We start from the raw sequence: 13,009 nt of genomic DNA on the forward strand, positions 1-13,009 counted from the left end.
AACGTGTGGTGTCCTGCCTGCCGTCCCTAGGTGTGCTGTCCCGGCGCTGCGTCGAGGAAGGCCTCCAGACCGGCGAGATCGTCGGTGTTGAGGAAGTCGACGTCGGCGGCCAGCAGTTCGCCCCACAGCGCGTCGCGGGCGGGTCCGGCCACGTCCGGCGTGGCCCAGAAGCGCACCTTCTGCCCTCGGGAGTGGGCCGTCCGGACGATGCCGCGCAGCTTGCGCCGCTCGGCGTCCGGGAAGGCGCCCACGCCGAGCCAGGTGAAGTTGAGGGTCCAGTTGTCGCTGATCAGCGGGACGAAGGAGGCGGGCGCCGAGCTGCCGAGGTCGGTGAGGCGGCCGTCGTAGAAGGCCCGGCGGACGGTCTGGGCCTCCATCGGCGTACGGGCCGCGCGGTCGCCGGAGATGACGGCGGTGACCGCGCCGGGGAGCACCCGCCCGTGTGCGTACGTCGTGAACAGGTGCTTGTAGCGCTTCAGATGCCGGTCGAGTTCGAGGTACGTCGACACGCCCTCGGTCTTGATGTCGATGAGCAGCTGGACCGGCCTGCGGTGTCCCCGGTACACGGAACCGTGGTTGGCCCGGACGCGGGCGGCCAGCGGGTCGAGGTAGAGGGACTCCAGGGTGCGGGTGGGGTCGAGGTCCTCGGGGTCGTGGGCGACGAGGAGTTGGCCGCCGACCAGGTAGATGTCGGCTTCGAGGCTGCCGAAGCGGTGGTCGAGGGCGTCGAGGAGGGGCCGGGGGTGCTCGTAGTCGTTGTGGGCGTGCGCCCGCCACAACGGGTGCGGGCCGTGCTTGCGTTCGCTCGCGAGCGCTTGGGTGGCGGGCAGGGCGACCGTGCCCGCGAGGGCGGCGCCGAGGGTGGTGAGGGCTCTGCGACGGGTGGTGAGGGCCATGCTCTGCCTCCCTGGTAGGGCCGGATGGAACCGCTGCGAGTATGCGATTCCGAAGGGCCCGAAGAGCAGAGCTGTGCGGTGAGTTGGCTGGACCGCCGCCGGGTGTTCACTTCGCCGGAGGCGTGCACACCGAAAAGCCCGCCCCAGGTGGGGCGGGCTCCGCGTGCTTCGCTCAGGTGTACGTCAGGGAGCCTGGAGGTCGACGAGTTCGGCCAGTGCCGCACGGTGGGCGCCCGCCGTGCCGTAGGCGATGGAGTCGGCCTTGGCCCGCTTCAGATACAGATGCGCCGGGTGCTCCCAGGTCATCCCGATACCGCCGTGCAACTGCACGGCCTCCTCGGCGGCGTGCACGGCGACGGGCGCCGCGTAGGACTGGGCGACGGCGACCGCCAGATCGGCGTCGTGACCGCCGGCCAGTGCGTCGGCGGCGTTGCGGGCGGCCGCGCGCAGGTTGACGACCTCCAGCCACAGCTGGGCGAGCCGGTGCTTGAGGGCCTGGAAGCCGCCGACGGGCCGGTTGAACTGCTTGCGGTCCTTCAGATAGCGGACCGTCTCGGTCAACGTCCATTCGGCGACCCCGAGTTGCTCGGAGGCGAGCAGCCCGGCCCCGGCCCGCAGGGCACGTCGTACGGCGGGCTCGGCGTCCCCCAGCAGACGGGCCGGCGCCCCGTCCAGGGTGAGCGTCGCCACGGGCCGGGTGAGGTCCAGGGACGCCTGCGGGGTGACGGCCACGGCGTCGGCGTCGACCGCGTACAGCCCGCCGTCGTCCGCGGGCACGAGCAGCACATCGGCGGCGGCCGCGTCCGCGACACCGGTCAACTCCCCGTGCAGGAAGCCGCTTTCAAGCCGTACGACCTTGTAGGCGCCGCCCGGGGCGACGTTCAGCGCGACGGCGAGGGCGCCGATCTTCCGCCCGGACGCCAGCTCGGCGAGCAGACCCCCTTCGGCCTCGCAGGCGAGCAGCGCCTCGGTGGCCACGACAGCGCTCGTCAGATACGGCACCGGCGCGACCGCGCGCCCCAACTCCTCCAGTACGACGGCGACCTCGCGGTGCGTGGCACCCTGACCGCCCTTCTCCTCCGGGACCAGGAGCCCCGCGAGGCCCATGCCGTCGGCGAGGGCCTTCCATGCCTCCCGGTCGTGCGGGGTGTCCGTCTCGGTGCGCGCGATGACACCGGGCGCGTCGCAGTGGTCGGCGAGCAGGTCCCGTACGGCCGCCCGCAGCGCCTCTTCCTCCTCCGAGTACAGCAGGTCGGTCATCGGGCCAGGTCCTTCCAGGCGACGTCCTTGTCGGTGCGCGGCTCGGCGGGCAGGCCCAGGACGCGCTCGGCGACGATGTTCAGCAGGACCTCGCTGGTCCCGCCCTCGATGCTGTTGCCCTTGGAGCGGAGGTAGCGGTAGCCCGCGTCGCGGCCGGTGAAGTCCACGAGCTGCGGGCGGCGCATGGTCCAGTCGTCGTACAACAGGCCCTCTTCGCCGTGGAGTTCGACCTCCAGGCCGCTGATCTCCTGGTTGAGCCGGGCGAACGCGAGCTTCATGCCGGCGCCCTCGGGGCCGGGCTGGCCCGCGACGAGCTGCTGGCGCAGCCGCTCGCCGGTGAGGCGGGCGACCTCGGCCTCGACCCACAGCTTCAGCAGCCGCTGGTGCAGATCGTGGGTGCGCAGTTCGGGGCGTTCACGCCAGGTCTTGGAGATCGGGCCGATCATGCCGCCCTCGCGGGGCAGCCGCATGCCGCCGATCGCGACGCGTTCGTTGTTCAGCGTGGTCTGCGCGACCCGCCAGCCGTCGCCGATCTCGCCCAGGCGGCGGGAGTCCGGGATGCGGACGTCGGTGAGGAAGACCTCGTTGAACTCGGCCTCACCGGTGATCTGCCGCAGCGGCCGGACCTCGACGCCGGGGTCGGTCATGTCGCAGATGAAGTAGGTGATGCCCGCGTGCTTGGGCACGTCCGGATCGGTGCGGGCGATGAGGATGGCCCAGCGGGCGACGTGGGCGCTGGACGTCCACACCTTCTGCCCGTTGACGACCCAGTCGTCGCCCTCCCGTACGGCCCGGGTGCCCAGCGCGGCCAGGTCGGATCCGGCGCCCGGCTCGCTGAAGAGCTGGCACCAGACCTCCTCGCCGGTCCACAGCGGCCGCAGATAGCGCCGCTTCTGCTCCTCGGTGCCGTACTGGAGGACCGTCGGGGCGGCCATGCCGAGGCCGATCCCGATGCGCCGGGGGTCGTTGTCGGGCGCGCCCGCGGCCTCCAGCTCGGCGTCCACGACGACCTGGAGGGAGCGGGGCGCGCCGAGCCCGCCGAGGCCCTCCGGGTAGTGCACCCACGCCAGGCCCGCGTCGAAGCGGGCGCGCAGGAAGTCCAGTCGGTCGGTGGTGGCAGTTGAGGGGGGCGGGCCCGCAGGGCCCTCGGTTGAGGGCGGTGGTGGGAGACGGGTGGGCGGGTGAGCGGCCAGCAACTCCGCCGTACGGCGGCGCAGTTCGGCGGCGTCGGTCATGCCGCTCCTCCTTCGGTGAGACCCGGGATCACGGCGACGCGCCCGGTGGTGAGGCCGTCGGCGACGCGCTGTACGGCGGCCGCGGCGCCGGCCAGCGGTACGCGTTCGCTCACCAGCGGCTTGATCGCGCCCCGGGCGGCCAGCTCGGTGAGCTGTTCGTGGCAGTGCTGGATCAGCTTCGGGTTCTTGGTGTTGTACAGGCCCCAGTGCAGGCCGAGGATCGAGTAGTTCTTCACCAGGGCGTGGTTGAGCGCCGGGCTGGGGATCGATCCGCTGGCGAAGCCCACGACGACGATCCGGCCCTCGAAGGCGACGACCTTGGCGGACTGGGCGTACGCCTCGCCGCCGACGGGGTCGTAGATGACGTCGGCGCCCCGGCCGCCGGTGGCCTCCTTCACGGCCGCGATAACGTCCTCGCCGCGCCGGTCGATCACGACGTCGCAGCCCAGCTCCCGGGCGACGGCGGCCTTGTCGGCGCCGCCCACGACACCGATGACCCGCGCGCCGGCCGCCTTCCCGAGCTGCACGGCCGCACTGCCGACCCCTCCAGCGGCAGCGTGGACCAGCAGCGTCTCACCGGCTTCCAGCCCGGCCCGGCGGTGCAGACCGAACCAGCCCGTCTGGTACCCGATGTGCAGGGCGGCGGCCTCGGCGTCGTCCAGGGCGTCGGGCGCGGGCAGGACAGCGGCGGCGTCCGCGACGGCGTACTCGGCGAAGCCGCCGTACGGCAGGGCGGGATTAGCGAGGACGCGGCGCCCGTCCTCGGTCTCGCCGCAGATCTCCACGCCCGGCGTGAAGGGCAGCGGCGGCCTGACCTGGTAGTGGCCCCGGCACAGCAGGGCGTCCGGGAAGTTGATGTTCGCGGCACGCACCTTCAGCAGGACCTGGCCGTCACCGGGCGTGGGCGTCTCGATCTCGTCGAGCCGCATCACCTCGCTCGGCTCGCCGTTCTCGTGCACTTGCCATGCCTGCATGCGGTGCCTCCACGGGACTGCTTCGTCTGACCGGGGTCGCTTCGCATACTAAGCGGTCGCTTGCCATTCAGGGAACAGCCAGATGCGTCACGACCGCTTGGGTCGCGCCCGCACATGCATCCGCTCCCCCTGCGGCCCGAACAGACTGAGGAACTCCACCGGCCCCTCCCCCGTCGACCCGAACCAGTGCGGGACCCGGGTGTCGAACTCGACGGCCTCCCCCGCGGTCAGCACGATGTCGTGATCGCCCAGGACCATCCTCAGCCTCCCCGCCATCACATACAGCCACTCGTACCCCTCATGGGTCCGCGGTTCCGGCTCGGCCTTCTCCTGCGGCACCAGCACCTTGAAGGCCTGAAGGCCGCCGGGCTGCCGGGTCAGCGGCCAGTACGTGCGCCCGTGCCGCCTGATCGGCTCGGCCCGTACCCGGGGATCGCGCACCACGGGCGCGGCCACCAGTTCGTCCAGCGCCACCTCGTGCGCTCGCGCGATCGGCAGCAGCAGTTCCAGACTGGGCTTGCGCAGCCCCGACTCCAGCCTGGAGAGGGTGCTCACCGAGATGCCGGTCGCCTCGGACAGACCGGCCAGCGTCGCCCCCCGCTCCTTGCGGATCCGCCGCAGCCGTGGTCCGACCTCCGCGAGCACCGTGTCCATGTCGTCGTCACGGTTGTCATCACTCATGACGGTCATTGCAGTTTCGGCAAAGACATTTGTCAATGCGGTAAGGACCGCGCGACTGTCTCGGTGGAGGTGGTCACCATGACCGAGAACAACACCGACTCGTACGAAGTGGTCGTCGTAGGAGGCGGCGCCGCGGGCCTGTCCGCCGCCCTCGTCCTGGGCCGCGCCCGGCGCCGCACCCTGGTCGTCGACGCCGGCGAACCACGCAACGCACCGGCCGCCCATATGCAGGGCTACCTGTCCCGGGACGGCATGCCGCCCGCCGAGTTCCTGGCCGTCGGACGCGAGGAGATCGCGCGGTACGGCGTCGAGCTGGTCCGGGACCGGGCCGTGGACGTCACGCGCGGTGCGGACTTCACCGTAGCGCTGGAGAGCGGCCGTACCGTACGGGCCCGGCGTCTCGTCATCGCCACCGGCCTCAAGGACGAGCTCCCGGACGTCCCCGGCGTCGCCGAGCACTTCGGCCGGGATGTACTGCACTGCCCGTACTGCCACGGCTGGGAGGTCCGCGACCGGGCCTTCGGCGTGCTGGCGACCACGCCGATGAGCGTGCACCAGGCGCTCATGGTGTCGCAGTGGTCGAAGGACGTGACGTTCTTCCTGCACCAGGTCGCCGAATCGGACCTCTCGGACGACGACGTGCGCAGGCTCGGGGCGGCCGGGGTGAAGGTGGTGCCCGGCGAGGTGGCCGGGCTGGTGACCGAGGACGACCGGCTGACGGGCGTACGTCTGGCCGACGGCACGGAACACGCACGCGACGTGCTCTTCGTCGCGCCGCGCGCGGTGCCGCAGACCGGGTTGCTGGAGAAGCTCGGCGCCGAGTTCCAGGAGACGCCCTTCGGCGCGTATCCGGTGGTCGACCCGACCGGGCTCACCTCCGTGCCAGGTGTCTGGGCGGTAGGCAACGCCATGGCCTTCGCCGAGCAGGTCATCAACGCGGCGGCGGGCGGCTACCGGGCGGGGGCGTTCATCAACGGAGAGCTACTGTTCGCCGACCTCGATGCAACGCCGTAAAAGGGGCGCGGGGCTGTATCGATATGCGGCTCCGCCGCGTGGGCGCGACCAGCCACAACGCACCCGCAGACGAAAGACGACCCGTTCGTCGGCGTGTAATCCAGCGGAGCGCACCGCACCATGGCTGCATGCTGCTGACCCGACTGGCCCAGGTGTCCCAGGAGGTCGCCGCGACCTCGGCCCGCTCCCGGAAGATCGCTCTGCTGGCGGAACTCTTCCGGGACGCCGAGGCGGACGACGTGCCGATCGTCATCCCCTATCTGGCGGGACGCCTCCCTCAGGGCCGGCTCGGCATCGGCTGGAAGGTGCTGAGCCGCCCGGTCGCCCCGGCCGTCGAGCCGACCCTCACCGTGGCCGCGGTGGACGCCCGCCTCACGGAGCTGGGCAAGGTGACCGGCACCGGGTCCCAGGCGGAACGGACCCGTCTGGTAGGCGAGTTGATGGGTGCGGCCACGGAGGACGAGCAGCGCTTCCTCTTCGGGCTGATCACCGGCGAGGTGCGGCAGGGCGCCCTGGACGCCGTGGCGGTGGAGGGGCTGGCCCAGGCGACCGAGGCGCCGTCGGCGGACGTACGGCGGGCGGTGATGCTCGCCGGGTCGCTCCAGACGGTCGCCGAGGCCCTGCTCGCCGACGGCCCCGCCGCCCTCGCCCGCTTCCGGCTCACCGTCGGCCGCCCGGTGCTGCCGATGCTGGCGCACAGCGCCTCGTCGGTGGCGGAGGCGGTCGACAAGCTCGACGCCTGCGCCGTCGAGGAGAAGCTGGACGGCATCCGCGTCCAGCTGCACCGCGACGGCGACACCGTACGGGTCTACACCCGCACCCTGGACGACATCACCGATCGCCTCCCGGAACTCACGGCGACGGCAAGGGAGTTGAGTGGCGAACGCTTCATTCTGGACGGCGAGGTCATCGCCTTCGACGCCGCGGGCCGCCCCCGTTCCTTCCAGGAGACCGCCGGCCGCGTCGGCTCCCGCGTGGACGTGGCGACGGCTGCCAAGGAGGTCCCCGTCTCCCCCGTCTTCTTCGACGCCCTGTCCGTCGACGACCACGACCTGCTCGACCTGCCCTTCGCGCAGCGGCACGCGGAACTGGCCCGGCTGGTCCCCGAGCCGATGCGGGTGCGCCGCACCCTGGTGTCCGGCCCCGACGACCTCCCTCAGGCCGAGGGCTTCCTCGCCGAGACCCTGGAACGCGGCCACGAGGGCGTCGTCGTCAAGGCGCTCGACGCCCCCTACAGCGCGGGCCGGCGCGGCGCCTCCTGGCTGAAGGTCAAGCCCGTCCACACCCTCGACCTCGTCGTGCTGGCCGCCGAATGGGGCCATGGCCGCAGGACCGGCAAGCTCTCCAACCTCCACCTCGGGGCCCGCACGGCGGACGGCGGCTTCGCCATGCTCGGCAAGACCTTCAAGGGCATGACCGACACGATGCTGGCCTGGCAGACCGAGCGCCTCCAGGAGCTGGCCGTGGAGACCGAGGGCTGGGGGGTGACCGTACGCCCCGAACTCGTCGTCGAGATCGCCTACGACGGCCTGCAGCGCTCCACCCGCTACCCGGCCGGCGTGACGCTCCGCTTCGCGCGCGTGGTCCGCTATCGCGAGGACAAGCGACCGGAGGAGGCCGACACGGTCGAGATCCTGCTCGCCGCCCACCCCGAGGTGAAGCCGTGACCACAGAGGTGAAGCCGTGACGTCGTCCCAGGGGAAGCGCAGTGCCGGACTGCTCCTCTTCCGCCGCACCGCTGACGGCCTGGAGGTGTTGCTCGGCCACATGGGCGGCCCGTTCTTCGCCAAGAAGGACGCCGGGGCGTGGACGGTCCCGAAGGGCGAGTACGAACCCGACGAACCCGCCTGGGAGGCCGCCCGCCGCGAGTTCCAGGAGGAGCTGGGACTGGCGCCGCCCGACGGGGCGGCCGTACCGCTCGGCGAGGTCAAGCAGACCAACGGCAAGATCGTCACGGCGTGGGCGGTCGAGGCCGACCTCGATCCGGCGACGGTCGTGCCCGGCACGTTCCGTATGGAGTGGCCACCACGCTCGGGCCGGAGCCAGGAGTTCCCGGAGCTGGACCGGGTGGAGTGGCTGGGCGTCGACCGGGCGCGCGAGATCATCGTCAAGGCCCAGGCCGCGTTTCTCGACCGGCTGGCGGAGCACTCGGCCTGAGCGGCCGTACACGCGTTGCGGTAGCCACCGCCGCGCGCGAAGGTCGAAGCATCAGCCCGCTTCCAGGAGGTCGGTCATGCCCATCGCAACGGTGAACCCGGCGAACGGCGAGACGCTCAAGACGTACGAGGCCATGGGTACCGAGGAGATCGAGCGCAGGCTCCAGCTCGCCGAGGCCACGTTCCGCACGTACCGGACGACCAGCTTCGTAGACCGCGGCCGGCTGCTGCTCCAGGCCGCGAATCTCCTGGAAGAGGACCAGCAGGACATCGCCCGGGTGATGACCACCGAGATGGGCAAGCCCATCAAGCAGTCCCGCGCGGAGGTCGCCAAGTGCGCCAAGGCGATGCGCTGGTACGCCGACCGCGCCGAGGAACTGCTCGCCGACGAGGAGCCGGCCGAGTCCGACGTGAAGGACTCCGGCGCCTCGCGGATCCTGGTGCGGTACCGGCCGCTGGGCCCGGTGCTCGCGGTGATGCCGTGGAACTTCCCGCTCTGGCAGGTGATCCGCTTCGCGGCCCCGGCGCTGATGGCCGGCAACGTCGGCCTCCTCAAGCACGCCTCGAACGTCCCCCAGACCGCCCTCTACCTGGAGGACCTGTTCCACCGCGCGGGCTACACCGAGGGCTGCTTCCAGACCCTGCTCATCGGCTCCGGACAGGTCGACGAGATCCTGCGCGACGACCGCGTCAAGGCGGCCACCCTGACCGGCAGCGAGCCCGCGGGCCGTGCGGTCGCCGCCACCGCCGGGGAGATGATCAAGAAGACGGTGCTGGAACTGGGCGGGAGCGACCCGTACGTCGTCATGCCGTCGGCCGACCTGGACCGCGCCGCGCAGATCGCGGTGACCGCGCGCGTTCAGAACACCGGGCAGTCCTGCATCGCCGCCAAGCGGTTCATCGTGCACACCGACGTCTACGACGCCTTCGCCGAACGGTTCGTCGAGGGCATGAAGGCGCTGACGGTCGGCGACCCGATGCAGGAGGAGACGGACGTCGGCCCGCTGTCGAGCGAACAGGGGCGGACGGACCTGGAGGAGCTGGTCGACGACGCCAAGCGCGCCGGCGCGACCCTCCTGTGCGGCGGCCACGAGCTGCGCCGGCCCGAGCTGCCCGGCTGGTACTACCCGCCCACCGTGCTCGCCGACATCACCCGCGAGATGCGGATCCACCGCGAGGAGGCCTTCGGACCGGTCGCCACGCTGTACCGGGCGGGTGACCTGGACGAGGCGGTGCTCATCGCGAACGACTCGCCGTTCGGGCTGAGTTCCAATGTGTGGACGCGGGACGAGGCCGAGGTCGACCGGTTCGTACGGGATCTGGAGGCCGGAAGTGTGTACGTCAACGGGATGACGGCGTCCCATCCGGCGTTCCCGTTTGGCGGAGTGAAGCGGTCCGGATACGGGCGTGAGCTGTCCGGGCACGGAATCCGCGAGTTCTGCAACATCACTACGGTTTGGCAGGGTGCGTGAGCGCTGCGCGGATACGATCCCGGGTGTGAACCGCGAAGTTACTCTACCGCTGATCGTCGACGACCGCGGGACCTTGCAGGTGGCTGCCGCCGATGTGAGCAAGCTGCTGCGGACCGTGGGTGGGCGGTGGCTGCACCTTGTCGAGGCCGGGGAGGACGGGCTCGATGAGGACACGGTGGCGGCGTTGACCATCGAGCTGGCGAAGCTTGCGGATCGGATTGATGTGGCGTGCATCGCGCACAGCAGTGGGAGTGCGCCGTAGGGGTTCGGTTCAGTGCCGGGTGCGGGTGGCGTGTGGCTGGTCTCGCAGTTCCCCGCGCCCCTAAGGGGATGGCCCGCGCGGCGTTGACCAGAACTGGTCCTCGTAGGCCTGGAGCAAACGGGCGTACTCCTGTGCACGACGGAGGAAGGCCCGGCGGCCGGCCTCACCACCGGCGGTCAGCGATACGACGGAGTTGCCATCATCGAAGTCCTCCGTCAACCCGGCATCGCGGCCCAGGGCAGCGCCCCAGGGGTGCGGGGAACTGCGCGACCGGCCACGAACCCGCCCGCAGCCCGCGTCGCGCAGAAGCCCCCACGGCGCTACCGAATCGACATACCCGACAACGTACGCGCGATCACCAGCCGCTGGATCTCACTCGTCCCCTCGAAGATCGTGTAGATCGCGCTGTCCCGGTGCATCCGCTCCACCGGGTACTCCCGCGTGTAGCCGTTGCCACCGAGAATCTGTATCGCCTGGGCCGTGACCTTCTTCGCCGTCTCGCTCGCGAACAGCTTCGACATCGACCCCTCGGCCGCCGTGAACGGCTTCCCGTTGATCGCCATCCAGGACGCCCGCCACACCAGCAGCCGCGCCGCGTCGATGTTCGTCCGCATCTCGGCCAGCTGGAAGGCCACACCCTGGTTGTCGATGATCGGCCGTCCGAACTGCTCACGCGTCATCGCGTAGTCGAGGGCGACCTCGTACGCGGCACGGGCCGTACCGACGGCCATCGCACCGACGGCCGGCCGCGAAGCCTCGAACGTGGCCATCGCCGCGTTCTTCACGCGCTCGCCACCGCCCGCCGCCTTGGCCCGCTCACGCGCCCGCGCCAGCCGCTCGTCCAGCTTCTCCTTGCCGCCCAGCAGACAGGAGCCCGGCACCCGCACGTTGTCCAGGATGACCTCGGCGGTGTGCGAGGCGCGGATGCCGTGCTTCTTGAACTTCTGGCCCTGGGCCAGGCCCGGCGTGTTCGGCGGGATGATGAAGGAGGCGTGGCCCTTGGAGCCCAGCTCCGGGTCGACGACCGCGACGACCACGTGGACGTTGGCGATACCGCCGTTGGTCGCCCAGGTCTTCGTGCCGTTGATCACCCACTCGTCCTTGGCCTCGTCGTACACGGCACGCGTCCGCATCGAGGCCACGTCGGAGCCGGCGTCGGGCTCGGAGGAGCAGAACGCGGCGAGCTTGACATCATTGGCGTCGCCGTACATCTGGGGCACCCAGGTGCCGATCTGCTCCTCGGTGCCGTTGGCCAGGACACCGACGGCGGCGAGGCCGGTGCCGACGATCGACAGGGCGATCCCCGCATCCCCCCAGAACAGCTCCTCCATCGCCATCGGAATGCCGAGGCCGGTCTGGTCGAAGTACTGCTGGGCGTAGAAATCGAGCGAGTAGATGCCGACCTTCGCGGCCTCCTGGATGACCGGCCAGGGAGTCTCCTCACGCTCGTCCCATTCGGCGGCCGCGGGGCGGATCACATCGGCGGCGAATCCGTGCAGCCAGTCCCGGACCTCCTTCTGTTCGTCATTGAGCTCCATGGTGAACTCGGCCATGTCCCCTCCAGCGGCGTTCGTGCATGCCTGCATGCTTGTTACTAGCGGTAACCCTAGTTTGTTACTCATGGGTAGGTAAAGTCAACTCGCTATGCCCGGTCGGCAGCCCGTTCGATGATTGCGGCAGGTTGAGTGTTAGTTTGCGCAGGCGTCATCGATTCACCACGGGTGGGGAGAGCTCATGGACACCACACAGCGGACCGAGCAACAGCGGTCCGCCGACCGCCGTCGGCGCGAGCTGCTGGAGGCCGCCGACAAGGTGGTGCTCCGCGACGGCCCACAGGCCTCGATGAACGCGATCGCGGCGGAGGCGGGCATTACGAAGCCGATTCTGTATCGGCACTTCGGCGACAAGGGTGGACTTTACGCCGCGTTGGCCAAGAGGCACACGGATGCGTTGCTGGACTCACTGCGGGCGGCGTTGGACGCTCCCGCGGACCGGCGTGAGCGCGTCGAGGCCACATTGGACACGTACCTCGCCGCCATCGAGGCCCGGCCGCAGGTGTATCGGTTTCTGATGCATCCGGCGGAGGGGAGCCAGGTGGGGGACCAGGGGTTCGACGTCGGCAAGCACTCGGCGCCGTTGCTCCGCAGGATGGGCGAGGAACTGGCCACCGTCATCGGGGATCGGCTGGATCTCGGGCCGGGGAGTCAGCAGCTTGCTCGGGTGTGGGGGCACGGGATAGTCGGGATGATGCATGCGGCCGGGGACTGGTGGCTGGGGGAACGGCCTTGTTCGCGGGCGGAGTTGGTGCGCAGTCTGGCCGACCTTTTGTGGGGGCGGTTGGCTGCCGCCGGGGACAAGATGGGCGGTCCGGGGTTCTGACGGTTGGGTACCGGGTGCGTGCGGGCGGGGGCTGATCGCGCCCACGCGGCGGAGCCGCAAATTGACACAGCCCCGCGCCCCTAGGTGGGTGGGCCCGGCCTGCGCCAAGAAGCTCGCGTCACCTGTCGCATCAAGCGTCTGTGGCGCCAACCCGTCACGCGGTCCGCGTACAGCCGTCCCTCCAAGTGGTCGCACTCGTGCTGGAGGCAGCGTGCGAAGAACCCAGTGCCATGGATGGTGACCGGCTCGCCCGTCATCGTGAACCCCTCGACCACCGCATGGTCGTACCGCTCAGTGCCCGCCTCCAGGCCCGGCAGGGACAGGCAACCCTCCGGTCCGCGGATCACCACACCGTCGGCCTCCACCAGCCGCGGGTTCACCACATGCCCCAGGTGTCGTACGTCCTCGTCGTCCGGGCAGTCGTACACGAACACCCGCGACGACTCGCCCACCTGGTTCGCCGCGAGGCCCACGCCCTGGGCCGCGTACATCGTCGCGAACAAGTCCTCCACCAGCGTCGCCAGTTCGGGGCCGAAGTCGGTGACCTCCTCGCAGGGTGCGTGCAGCACCGGGTCGCCGAGCAGGGTGAGGGGACGGACGCGCCCGTGCGCGCCCGGAATGGAGGCTTTCCGCATGGCCGCAAGGGTACGGCGATTCGGGAGTGCGAATGGATCTCGATA

General features: G+C 70.8%; 13 protein-coding genes. 6 read left to right on the top strand and 7 right to left on the bottom strand.

Translation table 11 applies throughout. From position 1 onward, the window contains the following. Positions 1–26: 26 nt before the first annotated feature. From ABIE67_RS07975 to ABIE67_RS07995, 5 genes are all read right to left on the bottom strand, one after another. Positions 27–896, bottom strand: a complete 870-nt coding sequence (locus ABIE67_RS07975; protein WP_370255585.1) for a phosphatidylinositol-specific phospholipase C/glycerophosphodiester phosphodiesterase family protein — start codon at positions 894–896, stop codon at positions 27–29. Between the two features lie 183 nt (positions 897–1,079). Continuing rightward, on the bottom strand, positions 1,080–2,156 hold the full coding sequence (locus ABIE67_RS07980) for an acyl-CoA dehydrogenase family protein (RefSeq protein ID WP_370255586.1): 1,077 nt from the start codon (positions 2,154–2,156) through the stop codon (positions 1,080–1,082). Next, positions 2,153–3,391 (bottom strand): acyl-CoA dehydrogenase family protein, encoded by a 1,239-nt coding sequence (locus ABIE67_RS07985; RefSeq protein WP_370255587.1) that lies wholly within the window; start codon positions 3,389–3,391, stop codon positions 2,153–2,155. Before ABIE67_RS07985 ends, ABIE67_RS07980 begins: the two co-directional genes overlap by 4 nt. After that, complete coding sequence (locus ABIE67_RS07990) at positions 3,388–4,365, bottom strand: NADPH:quinone oxidoreductase family protein (protein WP_370255588.1); 978 nt, start codon at positions 4,363–4,365, stop codon at positions 3,388–3,390. Before ABIE67_RS07990 ends, ABIE67_RS07985 begins: the two co-directional genes overlap by 4 nt. Positions 4,366–4,452: 87 nt before the next feature. Next, complete coding sequence (locus ABIE67_RS07995; protein ID WP_370255589.1) at positions 4,453–5,046, bottom strand: helix-turn-helix domain-containing protein; 594 nt, start codon at positions 5,044–5,046, stop codon at positions 4,453–4,455. A 78-nt stretch (positions 5,047–5,124) separates the two neighbouring features. On the opposite strand from ABIE67_RS07995, the gene ABIE67_RS08000 reads away from it, so the two are divergent. The 5 genes from ABIE67_RS08000 to ABIE67_RS08020 all read left to right on the top strand — a co-directional run bounded on the left by ABIE67_RS08000 (position 5,125) and on the right by ABIE67_RS08020 (position 9,950). Next, positions 5,125–6,060 carry an NAD(P)/FAD-dependent oxidoreductase gene (locus ABIE67_RS08000; RefSeq protein WP_370255590.1) on the top strand — a complete coding sequence of 312 codons (936 nt, stop codon included), beginning with the start codon at positions 5,125–5,127 and terminating at the stop codon, positions 6,058–6,060. Between the two features lie 128 nt (positions 6,061–6,188). Next, the gene (locus ABIE67_RS08005) at positions 6,189–7,727 is read left to right on the top strand and encodes an ATP-dependent DNA ligase (RefSeq protein WP_370255591.1); all 1,539 of its coding nucleotides are present in this window, start codon (positions 6,189–6,191) and stop codon (positions 7,725–7,727) included. A 16-nt stretch (positions 7,728–7,743) separates the two neighbouring features. Continuing rightward, on the top strand, positions 7,744–8,217 hold the full coding sequence (locus tag ABIE67_RS08010) for an NUDIX domain-containing protein (RefSeq protein WP_370255592.1): 474 nt from the start codon (positions 7,744–7,746) through the stop codon (positions 8,215–8,217). A gap of 76 nt (positions 8,218–8,293) precedes the next feature. Continuing rightward, positions 8,294–9,688: an NADP-dependent succinic semialdehyde dehydrogenase gene (locus ABIE67_RS08015; RefSeq protein ID WP_370255593.1), complete on the top strand. Its 1,395-nt coding sequence runs from the start codon at positions 8,294–8,296 to the stop codon at positions 9,686–9,688. Positions 9,689–9,713: 25 nt separating this feature from the next. Further along, a complete protein-coding gene (locus ABIE67_RS08020) occupies positions 9,714–9,950 on the top strand; it encodes a DUF6213 family protein (protein ID WP_234762360.1) in 237 nt (78 codons plus the stop codon). A gap of 320 nt (positions 9,951–10,270) precedes the next feature. Here ABIE67_RS08020 and ABIE67_RS08025 read toward each other — a convergent pair whose 3' ends face one another. Next, positions 10,271–11,503: an acyl-CoA dehydrogenase family protein gene (locus tag ABIE67_RS08025; RefSeq protein WP_370255594.1), complete on the bottom strand. Its 1,233-nt coding sequence runs from the start codon at positions 11,501–11,503 to the stop codon at positions 10,271–10,273. A gap of 181 nt (positions 11,504–11,684) precedes the next feature. Between ABIE67_RS08025 and ABIE67_RS08030 the strand changes: the two genes are divergently transcribed. Then, complete coding sequence (locus tag ABIE67_RS08030; RefSeq protein ID WP_370255595.1) at positions 11,685–12,329, top strand: TetR family transcriptional regulator; 645 nt, start codon at positions 11,685–11,687, stop codon at positions 12,327–12,329. A gap of 80 nt (positions 12,330–12,409) precedes the next feature. On the opposite strand, the gene def is transcribed toward ABIE67_RS08030, so the two are convergent. Further along, positions 12,410–12,964 carry a peptide deformylase gene (gene def / locus ABIE67_RS08035; protein ID WP_370255596.1) on the bottom strand — a complete coding sequence of 185 codons (555 nt, stop codon included), beginning with the start codon at positions 12,962–12,964 and terminating at the stop codon, positions 12,410–12,412. Between the last annotated feature and the right edge of the window lie 45 nt (positions 12,965–13,009).

Origin of the sequence: Streptomyces sp. V4I8 (assembly GCF_041261225.1) — a bacterium.
Classification (GTDB): domain Bacteria; phylum Actinomycetota; class Actinomycetes; order Streptomycetales; family Streptomycetaceae; genus Streptomyces.

Bases quoted from the DNA above. Each gene is read 5' to 3' on its own strand.
- ABIE67_RS07995 (WP_370255589.1), bottom strand. From the start codon at position 5,046: ATGAGTGATGACAACCGTGACGACGACATGGACACGGTGCTCGCGGAG.
- ABIE67_RS07990 (WP_370255588.1), bottom strand. From the start codon at position 4,365: ATGCAGGCATGGCAAGTGCACGAGAACGGCGAGCCGAGCGAGGTGATG.
- def (WP_370255596.1), bottom strand. From the start codon at position 12,964: ATGCGGAAAGCCTCCATTCCGGGCGCGCACGGGCGCGTCCGTCCCCTC.
- ABIE67_RS08015 (WP_370255593.1), top strand. From the start codon at position 8,294: ATGCCCATCGCAACGGTGAACCCGGCGAACGGCGAGACGCTCAAGACG.
- ABIE67_RS07975 (WP_370255585.1), bottom strand. From the start codon at position 896: ATGGCCCTCACCACCCGTCGCAGAGCCCTCACCACCCTCGGCGCCGCC.
- ABIE67_RS08030 (WP_370255595.1), top strand. From the start codon at position 11,685: ATGGACACCACACAGCGGACCGAGCAACAGCGGTCCGCCGACCGCCGT.
- ABIE67_RS07980 (WP_370255586.1), bottom strand. From the start codon at position 2,156: ATGACCGACCTGCTGTACTCGGAGGAGGAAGAGGCGCTGCGGGCGGCC.
- ABIE67_RS08025 (WP_370255594.1), bottom strand. From the start codon at position 11,503: ATGGCCGAGTTCACCATGGAGCTCAATGACGAACAGAAGGAGGTCCGG.
- ABIE67_RS08005 (WP_370255591.1), top strand. From the start codon at position 6,189: ATGCTGCTGACCCGACTGGCCCAGGTGTCCCAGGAGGTCGCCGCGACC.
- ABIE67_RS07985 (WP_370255587.1), bottom strand. From the start codon at position 3,391: ATGACCGACGCCGCCGAACTGCGCCGCCGTACGGCGGAGTTGCTGGCC.
- ABIE67_RS08000 (WP_370255590.1), top strand. From the start codon at position 5,125: ATGACCGAGAACAACACCGACTCGTACGAAGTGGTCGTCGTAGGAGGC.